Raw genomic sequence first — 16,603 nt, 5'->3', positions numbered from 1 at the left:
ATCGTTGCACATTTGTTGGGGAGTTGGCTAAAGCCAGCGCATCAAGCCCCAATGGATGCGCTTCGTACCTGATCATCCTATGCATGTTGCCTAAGGGACTTACATGGAATAACTTAAGCAATGGCTTGTCTTTTTATCCGTCTTCTGGGTTATAGAAGCACTTAGGTAGCTGGCTATGCAGCTGTTTCTTTGCTTTGAATACGAATAAAAATTCTGCGCCAGATGCTCAACTTATTCCGCAAATGCGCCTGACTGCAATGAGCTATAATTTAATGCTCGTGTTTGAAGAGATTTCAAAAACACAACAGCCAGAATTGATTCATCCATCGGATAAAAAATATAGCGAGGCTCTGGAGATAAGGCAGCAACAGGCTCAAAAACGAGATCGTTTTGTGAATCCATTATTTTTCCAGGCAAGAATATCTCGTATCAGCTCGTATACCATTCGGGCAGTTCAAAACGCAATAATAACAGGAATGTCTTTACAGTGCTTTATGAGCTCTCTTGTGGCGAGGTTAGTTTTACCGCCTCAATTGATAGGGGAACACTGATGCCTTTAGCAGTGAATAAATTAATGTAATGCCGGGCTACCGCTGAAAATCATGGAAACGGAGCTTAGCGAAGTGGTGATTTTTAGTCCCTGATAGGCGACAGGGCAATTCGCTGATTCGACGTGTTCTAGCAGCACGCGAGAGGAGCAAGAATTGCATTCCGAATAGCCGTCCAGCCAGTGAGGTAGTTCGGGGAGTCGCTATTTTTGCGAAAGCTTGTTTTGGGCATCCCAGCCCAAGCAAGCAGCAAAAACTTAACGCGACCACTTATGCCTCCGGCGGCCCCGATTCGTCCTCGTCACCTCGTCCCGACCCAACAAGGGGTCGGAACATAGGCTCCAAATGACTTGACGCCGTGTCGGATGGCCTTTTATTTTGTCTCCACCTTCGCTAACGCTCAGACTCCGACAAAACAACGGCCCTACGGCTATCGCGGACTAAAAATCTTCACTTCGCTAAAGCTCCGTTTCCAGGATTTTCAGCGAATGACGAAGCGGCTTTTGTGCGTAGTCGTTGATTAAATTAATGATCGCGCACGGAATAAGTTGAGCATCTGGCGCAGAATTTTTATTCGTATTCAAAGCAAAGAAACAGCTGCATAGCCAGCTACCTAAGTGCTTCTATAACCCAGAAGACGGATAAAAAGACAAGCCATTGCTTAAGTTATTCCATGTAAGTCCCTTAGGCAACATGCATAGGATGATCAGGTACGAAGCGCATCCATTGGGGCTTGATGCGCTGGCTTTAGCCAACTCCCCAACAAATGTGCAACGATTACAAACACACCTTCACTCGCAAACTCAGGCTGCGTATCTGCTCAGCAAATTTTTGTAATTGATCCATGCTTGCGCTAGTAATAATATTTACCTCAGGCTGTAATGAGGGTCTGGCCAGGCTGTATAGCATCACGCCCTGTAATGGGACCTGCTGAATTATCTTTGCTAATAAAGCCAGATAGGCTTGCTGCTCTTGTGTGTCTAGTAGACCACCCTGCCCTTGGCTGGATGTAAAACCTAATACACAAGTCTGAATCCAGGTCGAACACAGATTTGCCGAACTGATTAAATTATCCAGCTGTTTTTGCGCACTTAAGCCAGCATGGTTCACTGCTTCCCGTCCTAGATCGGTAGCGCTGTCTAATTTAAACCAGAGTTGACCGTTATATTTGTTAAATAACTGCAAGCCCTGCTGTACATCGGCTTTATGCATCAGGCTGCCATTGCTAATCAATACATATTGAAACGGGTCGGGAATATTGGCCTGCTCGAGAGTTTGGGTAATGAAGGCTATTGCTTTGGCGAACTCATGCACGCTGGTTGGCTCGCCATTGCCGGAAATAGCGATGTCTTTAATAATTTGTCTTGCCGGCTCTATTTCAAAGCGCTGGTAAAATGTTCCATGCAATACATCCTGCAAAAAACCGGCTAATTCTATTGCTAATAATTCAAAATCCAGTTCTGGTGCTGCACCTACGCTTAAGTCAGGTACCTGACAATAGATACAGCGCCAGTTACAGGCATTATTAGTATTAAAATTAATACCGATAGATAAGCCACCCGAGCGTCTGGAGTTAACTGGATAAATATATTGATAGCCTGCAATATTACGATCATGATTTTTTACTGTAAGTTTGGACATAACGCTAAAAAATAATCTTAAAAAATGTTATTCTACTGGGTTACATAATTATACTTTAAGTTTTTTGGAGAGAAAAATGAGCGATAGAATCGTATTGCGTACCGGCGAAGCATTAGTTGCTGGCGGCCCCGCTGGAACGGCAGCAGAGCCTGAAATTGTTATCGGTGAATTAGATGGTCCGGTCGGAACTGCATTAGCCACTTTAACGGGTGACCAGGCTAAAGGCCACTCTAAAGTATTCGCTATTTTAAACACGGATATTCAAGTACGCCCGGTGACCTTAATGGTCAGTAAAGTCACGGTGAACAACAGCCGTTATACTAATATTTTGATGGGTACTGTACAGGCTGCGATTGCTAACGGTGTTTTAGATGCCGTTCGTGCCGGTGATATCCCGAAAGAAAAAGCCAATGACTTAGGAATTATTTGCTCAGTCTGGTTAAACCCTAGCGTTGCGACTGATGATAATCTGGATCATCAGATTTTGTTTGATATTCATCGTAAAGCAACGGCTTTAGCGATTAAGAAAGCAATGAACAATGAGCCTAGCATAGACTGGTTGTTAGATAATCAGGACAAAATCACCCACAAATATTTCCAGATGGGTCTGGATGGCAAGATTTAATCTAATACTTTAATCTTTGCTAAAAAAGCCTCCATGCAAGTTATTGCATGGAGGCTTTTTTGTGCTCGTTTGCATTCTCCGCGTCACTGCCGTTAAGTTGAGCGTTTTGATATAGGATGTGTTGACGATAGGAAACGCATCAAGTAGCCGAAAGATGCGCTTCGTGCCTCAGCACATCTTGTGTTTCTCTCCTTAATTTAATGGCAATGACGTGGAACTTGGGTACTTCCTCTATTCTATTGAAGCAAGTTCAATACCTAAAAACTGAAAATCTTTCATATTGAAACTGATCAATTGATAACCATGGACAGCTGCAGTTGCTGCAATGAGTGCATCAGCAAGATACAAATTATGAGATAAGCCGTAAGACCTTACCCACAAACGCGCTTTAACTGATATTTCTTCATTAAGATCAATAATCTGAATACCCAACTGCTGTAACAGTTTTTCATTTAAGATTTAAGCTCTGCCTTGTTTCGAACTCCCTGAGCAACCCCCATATCCGTGACAGAGGATATTTTCATCTACCCTCTATTCTCTATTCTCTATAACTCGATGTTCAAGTTTTTCCATCCCATTGCCATCAAACTCTTACCTTCACCCAGCAGAACAATACTTTAATGATGCTGTTGGCCCTAAGCGCCCTAAATCTCTGCCAATCATATGTTTTCCTGATGGCATCAGTTGAAACACATCCTTTATTAATTCACCTAACTCTTTCAGCTTATCACCAGGATCTGGAAACTCTAGCAATGACGTGATGAACTCAAGCAGTACATCCATTTGAGACTTGCGCTGTAAGCTTCCTACGGTATACGCAGGTAGTTTGCTTTCAATGCGGGCTATTTGCTCTGGGTGAAGGAGAAGGCAATGGTCAAACAAAAGACTCAGAACCAGGCCACGGCTTGATCCCTCTTCATCTAATTGTTTGGCCTCACGCCCCCATCCTTCATAAAGCTTCCAGTCCTCAAAGAAAACCTCAATCAGCCATCTCAACGTATAGGCTTGAATAATATCTTGTGTGCGCCAAGTCAGGTCTGTCGCCACTAAATAGCGATAGTCGTTTTCACCGTCATATTTTTCGGGGAGTCGCTATTTTTGCGAAAGCTTGTTTTGGGCATCCCAGCCCAAGCAAGCAGCAAAAACTTAACGCGACCACTTATGCCTCCGGCGGCCCCGATTCGTCCTCGTCACCTCGTCCCGACCCAACAAGGGGTCGGAACATAGGCTCCAAATGACTTGACGCCGTGTCGGATGGCCTTTTATTTTGTCTCCACCTTCGCTAACGCTCAGACTCCGACAAAACAACGGCCCTACGGCTCAGGCGCGCCATGCTACCTCACGAAATTCCGGGACTCCTGTCGCCGTAATTCGTTCACCTACGCAGCGAATAGGAGATGCTCCAGCCGCCCTGCGTCCGCCACAGACTGAGCACAAAGCAGCTCAGTCATGGCTACCACAAATGGCTCTACGGCTATTCGGGATAAAATTTTAGCCTCCCTCGCGCGCTATCGCGCACTTCGGATTGGCAAATTTCCCTGCGCCTTCTGGAGACTATCAGCCCGTCCGGGGCTGACAGCGAAGGAAATGGATCACAACTGCATCGCCACGAAAGTGATTAATCAAAATACAAATATCAATCAGCATTAAAACTGATCCCTGGGTTTTCTTAAATTCCGGACATAAGCACTAGCATCAGTCATATCTTCACGATCTGCCCACATACCAAAACCCGAAACATCACCTATACTCACATTTTTTTTGACTTTTCTATGCTTTCGGGAGCGACCATAACAGCGGCTACCTTACCATGAAAGGTAATATCAACCAGCTCTCCACGCTTTACCGCGTCCAGAGCAGACTTTGTGTGAAAGCGTAAATATTTTGATGATAATTGCATTTCAAACCCCACTAGATATATTTACATTTTAAATGTATATATAATCACAGGCGCGCCATGCTACCTCACAACATTCTGGGACTCCTGTCACCAACATTCATTCGCCTACGCAGCGAATGGGAGATGCCCTGGTCGCCCTGCGTCCGCAACGACTACGCACAAAACCCTGCTCAGTTAAGACTACCTCAAATGGCTGGACGGCTATTCGGAATGCAATTCTTGCCTCCCTCGCGCGCTACTAGCGCACTTCGGATCAGCGAATTGCCCTGTCGCCTACCAGGGACTAAAAATCATCACTCCGCTTAGGCTCCGTTTCCCTGATTTTAAGCGATTGAGGTTATGCAATTTATTATTCCTTTAATCCTCTATAGAGCTATAGATGTGTAAATTTCAATCAACGTGTAATATGCCCCAGGCATAATCTTCCTGTTTTCCTACCTGCTTAAATACCTCACCTGACTTTAAGTCTTCTACACAGCTACTAAAATCTTTATACAGATGCTGTTCGGCAATCATATCAGGCACAATACCAATGCGCTTCAACATGTCTTTAGGTTGATCCTGTATGCCCGTCATGACCACAATAATATTTCTTTCCTGTAAGGCCATCACGGCATCTTCAATCACATACATACCAGACTGGTCTATATAGGGAACTTTTTTCATACACATAATAACCACATCTATTTCTGGCAATGCTCGAGTCATTTCCTGAAACTTTGTGGCGAAGCCAAAAAAGATCGGGCCATCAAAGTGCTTAATATAGACCTTCTGTAATATATCATCACTTAATTCAGTCTCATCCAGCCAGGCGACTTCACGTGCAAATTCATCCACTGAACTGGTAGATGATTGATCTTCAACGATATCACTCATTTTTTTCATAAACAAAATTGAAGCCAGTAACATACCCACTACAACTGCCTGCAATAAATCAACAAATACAGTCATGGTTAATACAATCAGCATCACCACTGCATCTGATTTAGGCACATGGAGAATATGCTTCAGACCTTTGTAGTCTATGATCCCTATGCCTACTGTGATTAAAATTCCAGCTAAAACCGGTAGCGGAATCAGCTTTGCATAGGTACCGGCACCAATCAGTACAAACAATAGCGCGAAGCTATGAATAACACCCGATAGCTTAGTCTTTCCACCGGAATTAATATTCACTACGGTACGCATTGTTGCTCCCGCGCCTGGTATGCCTCCGATAATGGCACTGGCCATATTTCCTATCCCTTGTCCGATCAATTCTTTATTACTGTTATGCTGCGTTTTAGTCATATTATCCGCAACGATAGAGGTCAATAAAGAATCGATAGTACCTAATGCGGCTAACGTCAGCCCCGGGATAATAATCAGCATGGGATCACTAAAATCGATATGACTCAGTGCGTCAATATGTAAGGCCGGTAAACCTTCCGGAATATTACCGATAATAGCAACATCCAGCCCCATAAAAGTAGAAGCAGCCGTTAATACCACCAGGGCAATTAAAGCACTGGGAATCAGCCGGGTTACTAGTGGAAAAAGGTAAATCGTGATAATGGTTGCCATCGCCAATCCGACAGACTCATAATTTACCTGCGGCAAAATACTGGGTAACTCGGTAAATATATCAGGTATCTTTTTCGGAGACACCTGCCCTAGAAAAGGAAAAATTTGCAATACAATAATAATCACGCCGATCCCGCTCATAAAACCAGAGACCACAGGGTATGGCATATAGCGAATATATTGGCCTATTTTTAAAACACCTAATACTATTTGTAATAACCCTGCCAGAAGGAAAATCGCGATAATGGTTCCCAGTGCGGCATCCAGGCTACCATGCAACTCAATTTCATTGGCAATAACTACAGCAGAAACCACCGTCATAGGCCCCGTGGGGCCACTAATCTGAGTATTAGTACCCCCGAACCAGGCAGCAAAAATACCCAAAGCAATAGCACCATAAATTCCTGCAATGGCTCCCATACCTGATTGCACACCAAATGCCAAAGCAAGAGGTAAGGCCACAACACCGGCAGTTAATCCACCAAAAAAATCCCCACGTAAGCTTGAGGTATCGATTAGTTTGTTTATATTCATAAAATCTCATCAAATGCGACAGGAGAATTTCAGCTTCTCCTTAAATTTATCTGTTAAATTTTACCCCATATGGCACTGACGTATTTATTTTTCTCTGCATTTCCGGCCTTAAAATCACAGCGAGAATACGGGAACATAGTCCAGCTTACAGGTTATAATCTAACCCATAGTTACCAGCATTATTTCAGTACAACACCATGCATTTTGAAGATAACACACTCTATTATATATATGACCCGATGTGTAGCTGGTGCTATGCTTTTGAACAATCACTAGTAATACTGCAACAGCACAAGCCTGCTGAACTTCAGTTTAAAGCTATCCTCGGAGGGTTAGCAGCAGACTCAGATACGCCGATGACGGTTGCGACTCAGGCCATGATTCAACACGCATGGCAGCAAATAGAAAACACTGTGCCCGAGGTGAGCTTTAATTTTGACTTCTGGACACACAACACCGCTTACCGCTCCACCTACCCCGCCTGTCGGGCGATAATTGCGGCAACAAATCAATCAACCGAATTTGCCACACCGATGCGACTAGCCATTCAGCGCGCCTATTACCAGGATGCAAAAAACCCATCCTTAAATGCTGTATTAATCAACTGTGCAACAGAATTAGGTCTTGATATAACTCAATTTAGCAATGACCTGGTAAGCCTCGCAACGAATATAAAACTCACTGAACATCGGCATTTTGCACGGCAATTAGGTGTCAGTTCCTATCCATCGCTACGGCTGGTGCTTGACTCGGAAATTCACACTATTGCTGTAAACTATACTGACACAAAGCCAGCCGTAGAGCAGATCAACCAGCTATACAATAGCCAGCAAAAAGTTAGCCTGGAATCCCCCTGTATAAAAAACTGCAGCCTGAATGATGACGATATGTGCCTGGGCTGTTTTCGCTTAATGGATGAAATCACCCACTGGGCATATTGTAATAAAGCAGAACAACAGGCGATTCTGGATCGCGCAGCACAGCGTAAATCTCAACTTTCCAATAAACCAAATTAACAAAGACTATGACTACCACACTAAGCTGTGTAGAAATACCTGCAACCTCTACCCCACGCTACTGCATTATCTGGTTACATGGCCTGGGTGCAGACGGACATGATTTTGAAGGCATCGTTCCAGAGCTGAACATTGATCATATAGAGCATATTAAGTTCATATTTCCCAACGCGCCAATTCAGGCTGTCACGATTAATGGCGGCATGCAGATGCGCTCCTGGTATGACATACTCGAAGCATCCCTAGATAGAGAGGTTGCTGTTGATGACATTTACCAATCCTCCGCGCTCTTACAACAAATCATTCAGGGCGAGATTGATAAAGGGATTAAGAGCGAAAACATCTTGTTGACGGGATTTTCTCAAGGTGGTGTTATTGCCCTGCACACCGCCCTGCGTTACCCACAAAAACTCGCCGGGATTATGGCCTTATCAACCTATATGCCAACCACCGAGCAGCTTAAAACTGAACGCGCGCCAGCGAATAATACTACCCCCATTTTTATGGCACATGGCACGATGGACCCCGTAGTATATCCACAAATTGCCAAGGAGTCATTCCATCGCCTAAAGGCTATGGACTATCCTATTAGCTGGCATGAATACCCGATGCAACATTCACATTGCCTGGAAGAAATCACTGATATTTCACATTTTATCAATCAAGTTTTCGCTGCATAATTAGAACTTGAGAAAGTATTTTACTGAAGTTTCCCAATAATTATTTATGGTAAACAGGCGCGCCATGCTACCTCACGAAATTCCGGGACTCCTGTCGCCGTAATTCGTTCACCTACGCAGCGAATAGGAGATGCTCCAGCCGCCCTGCGTCCGCCACAGACTGAGCACAAAGCAGCTCAGTCATGGCTACCACAAATGGCTCTACGGCTATTCGGGATAAAATTTTAGCCTCCCTCGCGCGCTATCGCGCACTTCGGATTGGCAAATTTCCCTGCGCCTTCTGGAGACTATCAGCCCGTCCGGGGCTGACAGCGATTGAAACTATGCTACAACTATATGAAAAAAATAGTCTTTTCATTCGTTTCAAATGCTATTGCCTAAGGGGAATTAAGTAGGGGTTTGCTATAAACATGGCAAAACCACCTAAAATAAACCTCGATACACCAGCATTGTGTATTTCAGCTACTCAATAATTGGGAAACTTCAGGTATTTTATACCCCACTTTAAATTGGCGATCAAAGAACCCCCGAAACTTATAGGGTGTGCTGAGGAACAAAGCGCATCACCGACAACGGTGCGCATTTTACAAGCAGTGTTATACTGTCAATCATTAGGGTACTCTTATGTAGCCTGTGACTACATAACCCCACTCTTCAAATATGCCTATGCCATTGTTTACTGACCTTACCCAGCGCCGTTTTTTTCCTATCGCATTGATTGCATGTCTAATTCTTGCAGTTGCTATCGTTAAATTACAACCTAAGATGGAGCACGAACCTAGCGCTGGACTGGTCACTCCGGTTAATATTATCGAAGTAAAGCCTTATACGCTTAGACCTGCCATTCTAGGCTTTGGTACAGTTGAACCCGATATATTGCTGGAGTCTAAAGCAGAAATTTCGGGCAAAATTACCTATGTACACCCGCAGTTACGCAATGGTTCAATCATCAGGCGCGCCATGCTACCTCACGAAATTCCGGGACTCCTGTCGCCATAATTCGTTCACCTACGCAGCGGATGGGAGATGCCCTGAACGCCCTGCGTCCGCAACGACTACGCACAAAAGCCGCTTCGTCATTACTACCTCACTGGCTGGACGGCTATTCGGAATGCAATTCTTGCTCCTCTCGCGTGCTGCTAGTACACGTCGAATCAGAGAATTGCCCTGTCGCCTATCAGGGACTAAAAATCACCACTTCGCTAAGCTCCGTTTCCATGATTTTCAGCGAAAGCTGGTATTTCATAAAGTTAATAACAAAATCTAAGATAAACTGAGTAATAATTTCAAGATATCAAAAATTTTCAACACCTGAAGCTTGACATTATTTTTGCTTGGTAGAAACTATACGCAACTTAACTAACTCTATATCCCCTTTTGAACGACATTCCTCTTAGTATACTGTTTAGTGTACTCGCCGCATTACTCGTACTTTCCGCTTTTTTCTCCGGCTCTGAAACCGCCTTAATGACCCTGAATCGTTATCGGTTGCAACACCTGGTAAAGCAAGGTCATAAAAGCGCAAAAAAAGCTCAGCGATTATTAAAACGCCCCGACCGCCTACTAGGCCTAATCCTGTTAGGTAATAACTTCGTTAATATTCTTGCTTCCTCACTGGCCACCATTATCGGTATGCGCCTGATGGGCGATGAAGGTATCGCATTAGCTGCAGGTATTCTAACCCTGGTAGTATTGATCTTTTCCGAGGTTGCTCCGAAAACCCTTGCGGCTCTAAGACCTGAAATCCTGGCATTTCCCGCTTCGTGGGTTTATACCCCACTGTTAAAAATATTTTATCCTATCGTATGCTTCGTTAATCTGATTGCCAATGGCCTGTTACGCATTTTTGGCATAAAGGCGAGTGAACATAATCATGTAACTCTTAATAAAGACGAACTTAAGAGTATCGTTGCAGAAACTGACTCGATTATGCCGGATAGATATAAAAATATCCTGCTGGGCATTATTGATCTGGAAAATGCGACTGTCGAAGATATCATGACCCCGCGTAATGAAATTATCGGCATTAATATTGAAGATCCCTTGGATGAGATTATTTCACAGTTAAAAAGTAGTCCGCATACACGCCTACCGGTTTATAAAGAAAGCATAGACCGGGTCATTGGCTTTTTACATTTACGCACAATTCTTACCCAGCTATTTAATACCGAAAGTTTCACTAAGCAAGATATCACTAAGCAAGATATCACTAACAATCTGATTACGCCGATTTTCATCCCCGAAACCACCCCCTTACACAAGCAAATCCAGAGCTTTAATGTAGACAAATTGCGCATTGGCCTGGTGGTAGATGAATATGGTGATGTGCAAGGACTGGTCAGTATGGATGATCTATTACAAGGCATCGTCGGCGAAATCATGACCGAAGAGGCAGATGTTAGAAAATATTCTGATGGCAGTTACCTGGTTGATGGTAGCGTAACCATTCGCGAACTCAATCGTATTACGCACTGGAACCTACCCACCGAGGGCCCAAAAACTATTAATGGCTTAATTATCGAGTTTCTGGAAACGATCCCTCAAATTGGCACAAACTTGATATTGCATGACCATCACTTAGAGATTATTTCACGTAATAAGCACGCGATTACCCAGGTTAAATTTTTACCTGATTAATAAGCATAGCGCTAAGCAATACAATAAACTTTTTTGCCATGTAGATGAACCTGTAAAATGTTTTTTTCAACCGCTGAAAATCAGGGAAACGTAGCCTAAGCGAAGTGATGATTTTTAGTCCGCGATAGCCGTAGGGCCGTTGTTTTGTCGGAGTCTGAGCGTTAGCGAAGGTGGAGACAAAATAAAAGGCCATCCGACACGGCGTCAAGTCATTTGGAGCCTATGTTCCGACCCCTTGTTGGGTCGGGACGAGGTGACGAGGACGAATCGGGGCCGCCGGAGGCATAAGTGGTCGCGTTAAGTTTTTGCTGCTTGCTTGGGCTGGGATGCCCAAAACAAGCTTTCGCAAAAATAGCGACTCCCCGAATACTGCATAATATTGTCTATACTAAATGTAATTGAACACTATTTCTAAAAAAAATGGCGAAATTTTGCGTTTTCTATAATGATAACCCTATCCACACCGCGACATTTGAGTCAGGTGTAGTGCATATAGGCCGTGATGAAAGCAATGACTTAAATATTGATAGCCTGGCATTTGCACCCGCACATGCAGCCGTTATCCTGCATGACACTGAAAATATTATTAAGCAGCTCAATGCTGACTTTCCTCTGCTTATCAATGGTGTCCGCCATAGCAAACATAATTTGCAAGATGGCGACATAATTACCATAGGCAAGCACCGCATCGTATTCAACCCTGCAGAAACAAAGACTACTTTTCCCGGTTCTAAATCCAGTGCTGCTATACAGGCATCGGTAAAACAAGGCATGTTCCCTGAAGCAAATTTACAAATCATGGCGGGTAAGCATATTGGTCATGTCGTATCGCTGAAAAAAAACATGACTCGCATAGGCCATAAAGAGGTAGGCATCCTTGTCATTACCCGTAGAAAAGAGGGCTATTTTGCCTCACTTCTGGAACCAAATGACAATATCAAAATTAATAATAGTGGGTTAACTGATACTGCCGTATTATTACAAAATAACGATATTATATTTATCAACCATATTCCCATGCAATTCATCTGGACTGTTAAATCATGAAACCTGATAAAGACCTGCAGCAGTTCCACACTATTTTTGACGGCGCTATCGCGCTTCTAAGTCATGACGATGTTGAGTACCCGTGTGAACTTATCGATATTTGCCTGCACGGTTGCCTGCTGGGCTTTCAGAATACCTGGGAAGCACATAATCTGGACACCCTGTATACCCTGACTCTGCAACTATAGACTTTCAGAAAATTAATTTCCGAACAAACAAAAACGACAGAGGGGAAACTGGCTTATAATTTTCGTCCCAACACTAACGGAAACAGTCAAAAATGGTATCCCTCACTTTTTCAAAGTCAATTGTAGACCGACTAAAAAAAAATATGGCGACAGCTCTCAAGCTAAGTAATATTTGTTTATATCGATTAACTCAAGCTCTACTCTGGTTCAGTGAATGCATGGGAATTAAAGAAATAGCACGCCTAATGGGAGTCTGTGAAAAAACCATTATAAATTGGCTGAAAACATTCATGCATAAAGGTGTCGGTTGGTTAATAGGGCAACACTATCAAGGACGTGGTCGGAAGTCAAAGTTAACTAAAGACCAGAAAAATAGATTGGTTGAGTTGATAAAGAAAGGCCCAGAAGACAATGGATTTCATTGTGGAATATGGAATACTGCGATGATTGCCGAGCTTATTTGGTTAAAATTTGAAGTTCGTTATAACTTGAACTATTTATCAAGCCTAATGAAAAAACTGGGCTTCAGTTATCAAAAAGCTCGTTTTGTGACTGATCGCTAAGAAGAAGAAAAGTACGAGCTTGAAAGAAAAACGTGGCTGGAAGAAACATTGCCTGCCATTATGGAAAAGGCGGTAGAAGAAAAGAGTGTCGTTTTATTCGGTGATGAGGTGTCATTTGCTATGTGGGGTTCATTGGCACGAACCTGGGCTCCAATAGGAGAGCAACCCACAGTGAAAACATCAGGGATTCGAAAAGGGTTGAAAATGTTTGGTACGATCGAACTCGAAGGAGGGAGTTTTCAATACCGAGAATCATTGGCTTATGAGATAAAACCAAAGTCACTTAGACTTTTAAAAGAAGCTGGGCTGCCTCAAGAATTTTTAGCTATTCTTAAAAGCTTAAAAAATGAGAAATATCCAACACAGAAGCTTTTTATGGAAGCGATATATTCTATTGCCGACAACGTCTTAATCGAGAGTTATAAGCCAATGATATTACAACACGCTGAAACATCTGGGCGTTTTAATGGTGAAAGCTATGTTGAGTTTTTAACACAATTGCTGGCTTATTATAAAGGCAAGATTATTCTAATTGAAGATGGTGCCCCGTATCATGGAAGCGGTGTTATTAAGGAATTTAAGTTAGCTAATGTAGATCGTTTGACAGTAGAACGTCTCCCTGCGTTCTCGCCGGATTTTAATCCGATTGAGAAATTATGGAAAAATACGAAACGCGATTCGACTCATATGAAGTATTTTAAAACTTTTGAAGATCTTCATGATTCAGTTGTGCAAACTTTTAACACTTATATGTATGATGCCAGTAAAGTGATTTGTGTTATGCAAAAATTGCGGGAAGATTTCGTTGTTACCGCCTAAGTTTAAGCGCTCCAAATTTGGAAATTATTTATCTGAGAAACTATAGCTGATACCCCTCCGATAGTAATGAACTTATCAATTAGTCATGCGGTTGACAATGAGGTAAGTTTCCGGTGCGAACATATTGATCAAGATGATATCTCAGCGCCAAGCCATTTCGTTAAGCTTAATCTGGCAAATAGAGCATTACTGGATAGAAAGCTTATTGCACTAATGCACTGCTGTTAATTTACATTGCCTTTTATATATCTCCCTGAAAAATTCATCATTTGCAGAATGGCGCTTTAGCCTGCTGGTAATGCATAATGAGCGCGACCCTACATCATAATAAAACAATCCATGGCAAAAAAAATAACTGCATTTGTATGCACAGATTGTGGTGCTGGCTCACCCCGCTGGGCAGGCCAGTGCAGTGCCTGCAAAGCCTGGAACACAATTAAGGAAGTACGCCTGGGTAATGATACAGGCAGCACACAACATCTGGGGTATAGCGGCACAAAAAGCACCGTACAATTGCTCTCTGAAGTTACCCTGGCGAAAACTGAGCGTCTGGCAACAGGCATTTCCGAGTTTGACCGGGTACTAGGCGGTGGCATTGTACGCGGTAGCATGGTGTTGATAGGCGGCAGCCCAGGCGCAGGAAAAAGCACCTTACTCTTACAGGTTATCGCTAAACTTGCAGACCAGCAGATCAGCGTCTTGTATGTCTCAGGTGAAGAATCTTTGCAACAGATTGCTGAACGTGCCATTCGCCTGGGTTTACCGCTGAATAAAATTCATATGCTAACAGAAACCTCGGTGCAAAGTATTTGCAATACACTGGATGAAATTCAGCCCAAAATTCTGGTAATCGACTCTATTCAGGTCATGCATACGCACACATCAGAATCCACTCCGGGCTCAGTTTCCCAGGTTAAAGAATCAGCCAGCTACCTTACTCAATACGCAAAAAAAAATGCGGTCTCGGTATTTATGGTAGGACATGTGACTAAGGATCAGTCCCTTGCAGGGCCTATGACCTTAAGTCATATCGTTGACACCCAGCTTATCCTTGCCTCCACTGATGATGCCCGATTCAGAGTACTGCGTGCAGATAAGAACCGCTTTGGCAGTGTTGGCGAATTAGGTTTTTTTGCTATGGATGGCAGCGGACTAAAAGAAGTTAAAAACCCGTCTGCAATGTTTCTAAACCGTACTGAAAAACCCTCACCGGGCAGTGTCGTCACCGTTTTATGGGAAGGTACTCGTCCATTACTAGTTGAAATACAGGCATTAGTCACCGAATGCCAATACGGCAATCCACGCAGATTAGCCGTAGGCTTTGATCAAAACCGGCTCGCTATGTTACTGGCAATCTTAACCCGTCACGGTGGAATATTCACTGCTAGTGATGAAATCTACGCCAATGTCGTGGGCGGTATAAAAGTAACCGAGACTAGTTCTGACCTCGCTATCCTGATCAGCATTGTTTCCAGCCTGAAAGATACGGTTGTGCCACACGATAGTTTTTTCTTTGGCGAGCTTGGCTTAAATGGTGAAATTAGACCGGTTGCCAATGGTTATGCTCGCTTAAATGATGCTGCAAAACATGGTTTTAAAAAGGCCATTATCCCCAAAGCTAACGCCCCTAAAAAGACCATCCCTGGACTACAGATTTTTCCTGTTAGCAGTTTAACTGAAGCACTGTCAGCTCTTGATGATATCAGTTAATTGCGGGGAGTCGCTATTTTTGCGAAAGCTTGTTTTGGGCATCCCAGCCCAAGCAAGCAGCAAAAACTTAACGCGACCACTTATGCCTCCGGCGGCCCCGATTCGTCCTCGTCACCTCGTCCCGACCCAACAAGGGGTCGGAACATAGGCTCCAAATGACTTGACGCCGTGTCGGATGGCCTTTTATTTTGTCTCCACCTTCGCTAACGCTCAGACTCCGACAAAACAACGGCCCTACGGCTATCGCGGACTAAAAATCATCACTTCGCTTAGGCTCCGTTTCCCTGATTTTCAGCGTCAGCAATACGCCACCAAGTTCATACTTCCAGGATTATGGATTCAGCGTTTCTTCAGTGATTAAATCCTATTTTACAGGCTTATAATTTAACTCCTGCCCGATAAAAACGGCACAAAGCTCACTGGCTCCAGGCTTTCTATTTCATAACCTGACTCAGTACGTACCACTCTCTGCAATTCCTGTACACCGCGCTCACGACCGATAGGAATCAGCATAATTCCTCCGACAGCCAATTGCTCTAGTAACTTCTCAGGAATTTCTGGCGGTGCTGCAGCAACAAGAATACCATCGAATGGTGCCTTTGCCTCCCACCCCCATCCGCCATCACTATGCAAATAGCTGACATTGCGTATATCTAACTCCCATAGTCTGTCTTTTGCCTGTTTGTATAAGGGGTAAATACGCTCCACCGTATTCACATGCTCAATCAAGTCGGCTAAGACCGCTGTCTGATAACCACATCCGGTACCAATTTCGAGTACATTTTTTAACTGCCGCTGATCGATTAATAATTCAGTCATTTTGGCAACAATATACGGCTGCGAAATAGTTTGTCCATGGCCGATAGGCAGCGCAGTGTCTTCATAAGCACGACTAGCTAAAGCATCATCCATAAATAAATGCCTGGGCACATTGCGCATCGCATCCAGAATTTTATGACTACTAATACCCTGCTCAATCAAGCGATTAATCATGCGCTCACGCGTGCGCCGGGATGTCATGCCTATGCCTTGTCTAGAGTTCATCCTAGAAACCGCAGTTGAACACTGAATTTATGGAAAATCTGTGCATGAAAGTCAGAGCACAGCTCGCAGGCAATAGCTGTAGCCCTTG

General features: G+C 43.6%; 27 protein-coding genes. 19 read left to right on the top strand and 8 right to left on the bottom strand.

Annotated elements, in window-relative coordinates; translation table 11 throughout:
- The first annotated feature begins 194 nt into the window (after positions 1-194).
- From K6984_RS24370 to K6984_RS24365, 3 genes are all read left to right on the top strand, one after another.
- Positions 195-551 (top strand): hypothetical protein, encoded by a 357-nt coding sequence (locus tag K6984_RS24370; protein ID WP_221897795.1) that lies wholly within the window; start codon positions 195-197, stop codon positions 549-551.
- A gap of 206 nt (positions 552-757) precedes the next feature.
- Positions 758-886 (top strand): hypothetical protein, encoded by a 129-nt coding sequence (locus tag K6984_RS34855; RefSeq protein ID WP_263458596.1) that lies wholly within the window; start codon positions 758-760, stop codon positions 884-886.
- A gap of 27 nt (positions 887-913) precedes the next feature.
- Positions 914-1,072 carry a hypothetical protein gene (locus K6984_RS24365; RefSeq protein ID WP_221897794.1) on the top strand — a complete coding sequence of 53 codons (159 nt, stop codon included), beginning with the start codon at positions 914-916 and terminating at the stop codon, positions 1,070-1,072.
- A gap of 253 nt (positions 1,073-1,325) precedes the next feature.
- On the opposite strand, the gene K6984_RS24360 is transcribed toward K6984_RS24365, so the two are convergent.
- The gene (locus K6984_RS24360; RefSeq protein WP_221897793.1) at positions 1,326-2,189 is read right to left on the bottom strand and encodes a radical SAM protein; all 864 of its coding nucleotides are present in this window, start codon (positions 2,187-2,189) and stop codon (positions 1,326-1,328) included.
- A gap of 76 nt (positions 2,190-2,265) precedes the next feature.
- Here K6984_RS24360 and fae point away from each other — a divergent pair, with 76 nt between their 5' ends.
- A complete protein-coding gene (gene fae / locus K6984_RS24355) occupies positions 2,266-2,814 on the top strand; it encodes a formaldehyde-activating enzyme (protein ID WP_087869540.1) in 549 nt (182 codons plus the stop codon).
- A gap of 231 nt (positions 2,815-3,045) precedes the next feature.
- Here the strand turns inward: fae and K6984_RS24350 are convergent, their stop codons facing one another.
- Positions 3,046-3,258 carry a PIN domain-containing protein gene (locus K6984_RS24350; protein ID WP_263458870.1) on the bottom strand — a complete coding sequence of 71 codons (213 nt, stop codon included), beginning with the start codon at positions 3,256-3,258 and terminating at the stop codon, positions 3,046-3,048.
- Positions 3,259-3,411: 153 nt separating this feature from the next.
- Complete coding sequence (locus K6984_RS24345; RefSeq protein WP_221897792.1) at positions 3,412-3,861, bottom strand: hypothetical protein; 450 nt, start codon at positions 3,859-3,861, stop codon at positions 3,412-3,414.
- Positions 3,862-3,912: 51 nt separating this feature from the next.
- On the opposite strand from K6984_RS24345, the gene K6984_RS34850 reads away from it, so the two are divergent.
- The 3 genes from K6984_RS34850 to K6984_RS34845 all read left to right on the top strand — a co-directional run bounded on the left by K6984_RS34850 (position 3,913) and on the right by K6984_RS34845 (position 4,956).
- Positions 3,913-4,041 carry a hypothetical protein gene (locus K6984_RS34850; protein WP_263458596.1) on the top strand — a complete coding sequence of 43 codons (129 nt, stop codon included), beginning with the start codon at positions 3,913-3,915 and terminating at the stop codon, positions 4,039-4,041.
- Positions 4,042-4,263: 222 nt separating this feature from the next.
- Positions 4,264-4,464, top strand: coding sequence for a hypothetical protein (locus tag K6984_RS24340; RefSeq protein WP_221897791.1), 201 nt, complete (start codon positions 4,264-4,266; stop codon positions 4,462-4,464).
- A gap of 366 nt (positions 4,465-4,830) precedes the next feature.
- Entirely contained in the window at positions 4,831-4,956 is a 126-nt protein-coding gene (locus K6984_RS34845) for a hypothetical protein (protein ID WP_263458868.1), read from the top strand.
- 148 nt (positions 4,957-5,104) lie between these two features.
- Here the strand turns inward: K6984_RS34845 and K6984_RS24335 are convergent, their stop codons facing one another.
- Positions 5,105-6,811, bottom strand: a complete 1,707-nt coding sequence (locus K6984_RS24335) for a SulP family inorganic anion transporter (RefSeq protein WP_221897790.1) — start codon at positions 6,809-6,811, stop codon at positions 5,105-5,107.
- Between the two features lie 197 nt (positions 6,812-7,008).
- On the opposite strand from K6984_RS24335, the gene K6984_RS24330 reads away from it, so the two are divergent.
- Both K6984_RS24330 and K6984_RS24325 read left to right on the top strand, forming a co-directional pair.
- Positions 7,009-7,827 (top strand): DsbA family protein, encoded by an 819-nt coding sequence (locus K6984_RS24330; RefSeq protein WP_221897789.1) that lies wholly within the window; start codon positions 7,009-7,011, stop codon positions 7,825-7,827.
- Between the two features lie 8 nt (positions 7,828-7,835).
- Positions 7,836-8,507 (top strand): alpha/beta hydrolase, encoded by a 672-nt coding sequence (locus tag K6984_RS24325; protein ID WP_221897788.1) that lies wholly within the window; start codon positions 7,836-7,838, stop codon positions 8,505-8,507.
- Between the two features lie 44 nt (positions 8,508-8,551).
- On the opposite strand, the gene K6984_RS34840 is transcribed toward K6984_RS24325, so the two are convergent.
- Positions 8,552-8,677, bottom strand: coding sequence for a hypothetical protein (locus K6984_RS34840; RefSeq protein ID WP_263458867.1), 126 nt, complete (start codon positions 8,675-8,677; stop codon positions 8,552-8,554).
- 12 nt (positions 8,678-8,689) lie between these two features.
- Here K6984_RS34840 and K6984_RS24320 point away from each other — a divergent pair, with 12 nt between their 5' ends.
- The 3 genes from K6984_RS24320 to K6984_RS24310 all read left to right on the top strand — a co-directional run bounded on the left by K6984_RS24320 (position 8,690) and on the right by K6984_RS24310 (position 11,144).
- A complete protein-coding gene (locus K6984_RS24320) occupies positions 8,690-8,902 on the top strand; it encodes a hypothetical protein (RefSeq protein ID WP_221897787.1) in 213 nt (70 codons plus the stop codon).
- A 624-nt stretch (positions 8,903-9,526) separates the two neighbouring features.
- On the top strand, positions 9,527-9,784 hold the full coding sequence (locus K6984_RS24315; protein ID WP_221897786.1) for a hypothetical protein: 258 nt from the start codon (positions 9,527-9,529) through the stop codon (positions 9,782-9,784).
- 100 nt (positions 9,785-9,884) lie between these two features.
- Positions 9,885-11,144, top strand: a complete 1,260-nt coding sequence (locus tag K6984_RS24310) for an HlyC/CorC family transporter (RefSeq protein WP_221897785.1) — start codon at positions 9,885-9,887, stop codon at positions 11,142-11,144.
- On the opposite strand, the gene K6984_RS24305 is transcribed toward K6984_RS24310, so the two are convergent.
- Together K6984_RS24305 and K6984_RS34835 are read right to left on the bottom strand one after the other, a co-directional pair.
- The gene (locus K6984_RS24305) at positions 11,125-11,337 is read right to left on the bottom strand and encodes a hypothetical protein (RefSeq protein ID WP_221897784.1); all 213 of its coding nucleotides are present in this window, start codon (positions 11,335-11,337) and stop codon (positions 11,125-11,127) included. The genes K6984_RS24310 and K6984_RS24305 overlap by 20 nt on opposite strands.
- Positions 11,338-11,364: 27 nt before the next feature.
- Positions 11,365-11,493 (bottom strand): hypothetical protein, encoded by a 129-nt coding sequence (locus tag K6984_RS34835; RefSeq protein WP_263458596.1) that lies wholly within the window; start codon positions 11,491-11,493, stop codon positions 11,365-11,367.
- Positions 11,494-11,564: 71 nt separating this feature from the next.
- Here K6984_RS34835 and K6984_RS24300 point away from each other — a divergent pair, with 71 nt between their 5' ends.
- The 7 genes from K6984_RS24300 to K6984_RS24275 all read left to right on the top strand — a co-directional run bounded on the left by K6984_RS24300 (position 11,565) and on the right by K6984_RS24275 (position 15,832).
- Positions 11,565-12,191, top strand: a complete 627-nt coding sequence (locus tag K6984_RS24300; protein ID WP_221897783.1) for an FHA domain-containing protein — start codon at positions 11,565-11,567, stop codon at positions 12,189-12,191.
- A complete protein-coding gene (locus tag K6984_RS24295) occupies positions 12,188-12,379 on the top strand; it encodes a hypothetical protein (protein WP_221897782.1) in 192 nt (63 codons plus the stop codon). Before K6984_RS24300 ends, K6984_RS24295 begins: the two co-directional genes overlap by 4 nt.
- 92 nt (positions 12,380-12,471) lie before the next feature.
- On the top strand, positions 12,472-12,942 hold the full coding sequence (locus tag K6984_RS24290) for a helix-turn-helix domain-containing protein (RefSeq protein WP_221897781.1): 471 nt from the start codon (positions 12,472-12,474) through the stop codon (positions 12,940-12,942).
- Positions 12,943-12,990: 48 nt separating this feature from the next.
- Positions 12,991-13,761, top strand: a complete 771-nt coding sequence (locus K6984_RS24285) for a transposase (RefSeq protein WP_221896967.1) — start codon at positions 12,991-12,993, stop codon at positions 13,759-13,761.
- Between the two features lie 339 nt (positions 13,762-14,100).
- Positions 14,101-15,471 (top strand): DNA repair protein RadA, encoded by a 1,371-nt coding sequence (gene radA / locus K6984_RS24280; protein WP_221897780.1) that lies wholly within the window; start codon positions 14,101-14,103, stop codon positions 15,469-15,471.
- Between the two features lie 19 nt (positions 15,472-15,490).
- The gene (locus K6984_RS34830; RefSeq protein WP_263458596.1) at positions 15,491-15,619 is read left to right on the top strand and encodes a hypothetical protein; all 129 of its coding nucleotides are present in this window, start codon (positions 15,491-15,493) and stop codon (positions 15,617-15,619) included.
- 27 nt (positions 15,620-15,646) lie between these two features.
- Entirely contained in the window at positions 15,647-15,832 is a 186-nt protein-coding gene (locus K6984_RS24275) for a hypothetical protein (RefSeq protein WP_221897779.1), read from the top strand.
- 23 nt (positions 15,833-15,855) lie between these two features.
- On the opposite strand, the gene K6984_RS24270 is transcribed toward K6984_RS24275, so the two are convergent.
- On the bottom strand, positions 15,856-16,515 hold the full coding sequence (locus tag K6984_RS24270) for a protein-L-isoaspartate(D-aspartate) O-methyltransferase (RefSeq protein WP_221897778.1): 660 nt from the start codon (positions 16,513-16,515) through the stop codon (positions 15,856-15,858).
- Positions 16,516-16,603 lie beyond the last annotated feature (88 nt).

Origin of the sequence: Bathymodiolus japonicus methanotrophic gill symbiont, assembly GCF_019721995.1 — a bacterium.
Lineage (GTDB): Bacteria > Pseudomonadota > Gammaproteobacteria > Methylococcales > Methylomonadaceae > Methyloprofundus.
The sequence above is the reverse complement of the archived record's forward strand: the minus strand, read 5'-3'. Positions and strand labels throughout refer to the sequence as shown.

What these genes read in the sequence shown, in the direction of transcription:
- K6984_RS24365 (WP_221897794.1), top strand. Translation starts at nt 914, where the DNA reads ATGGCCTTTTATTTTGTCTCCACCTTCGCTAACGCTCAGACTCCGACA.
- K6984_RS24360 (WP_221897793.1), bottom strand. Translation starts at nt 2,189, where the DNA reads ATGTCCAAACTTACAGTAAAAAATCATGATCGTAATATTGCAGGCTAT.
- fae (WP_087869540.1), top strand. Translation starts at nt 2,266, where the DNA reads ATGAGCGATAGAATCGTATTGCGTACCGGCGAAGCATTAGTTGCTGGC.
- K6984_RS24340 (WP_221897791.1), top strand. Translation starts at nt 4,264, where the DNA reads ATGGCTACCACAAATGGCTCTACGGCTATTCGGGATAAAATTTTAGCC.
- K6984_RS34845 (WP_263458868.1), top strand. Translation starts at nt 4,831, where the DNA reads ATGGGAGATGCCCTGGTCGCCCTGCGTCCGCAACGACTACGCACAAAA.
- K6984_RS24335 (WP_221897790.1), bottom strand. Translation starts at nt 6,811, where the DNA reads ATGAATATAAACAAACTAATCGATACCTCAAGCTTACGTGGGGATTTT.
- K6984_RS24330 (WP_221897789.1), top strand. Translation starts at nt 7,009, where the DNA reads ATGCATTTTGAAGATAACACACTCTATTATATATATGACCCGATGTGT.
- K6984_RS24325 (WP_221897788.1), top strand. Translation starts at nt 7,836, where the DNA reads ATGACTACCACACTAAGCTGTGTAGAAATACCTGCAACCTCTACCCCA.
- K6984_RS24320 (WP_221897787.1), top strand. Translation starts at nt 8,690, where the DNA reads ATGGCTACCACAAATGGCTCTACGGCTATTCGGGATAAAATTTTAGCC.
- K6984_RS24315 (WP_221897786.1), top strand. Translation starts at nt 9,527, where the DNA reads ATGGGAGATGCCCTGAACGCCCTGCGTCCGCAACGACTACGCACAAAA.
- K6984_RS24305 (WP_221897784.1), bottom strand. Translation starts at nt 11,337, where the DNA reads ATGGCCTTTTATTTTGTCTCCACCTTCGCTAACGCTCAGACTCCGACA.
- K6984_RS24300 (WP_221897783.1), top strand. Translation starts at nt 11,565, where the DNA reads ATGGCGAAATTTTGCGTTTTCTATAATGATAACCCTATCCACACCGCG.
- K6984_RS24295 (WP_221897782.1), top strand. Translation starts at nt 12,188, where the DNA reads ATGAAACCTGATAAAGACCTGCAGCAGTTCCACACTATTTTTGACGGC.
- K6984_RS24290 (WP_221897781.1), top strand. Translation starts at nt 12,472, where the DNA reads ATGGTATCCCTCACTTTTTCAAAGTCAATTGTAGACCGACTAAAAAAA.
- radA (WP_221897780.1), top strand. Translation starts at nt 14,101, where the DNA reads ATGGCAAAAAAAATAACTGCATTTGTATGCACAGATTGTGGTGCTGGC.
- K6984_RS24275 (WP_221897779.1), top strand. Translation starts at nt 15,647, where the DNA reads ATGGCCTTTTATTTTGTCTCCACCTTCGCTAACGCTCAGACTCCGACA.
- K6984_RS24270 (WP_221897778.1), bottom strand. Translation starts at nt 16,515, where the DNA reads ATGAACTCTAGACAAGGCATAGGCATGACATCCCGGCGCACGCGTGAG.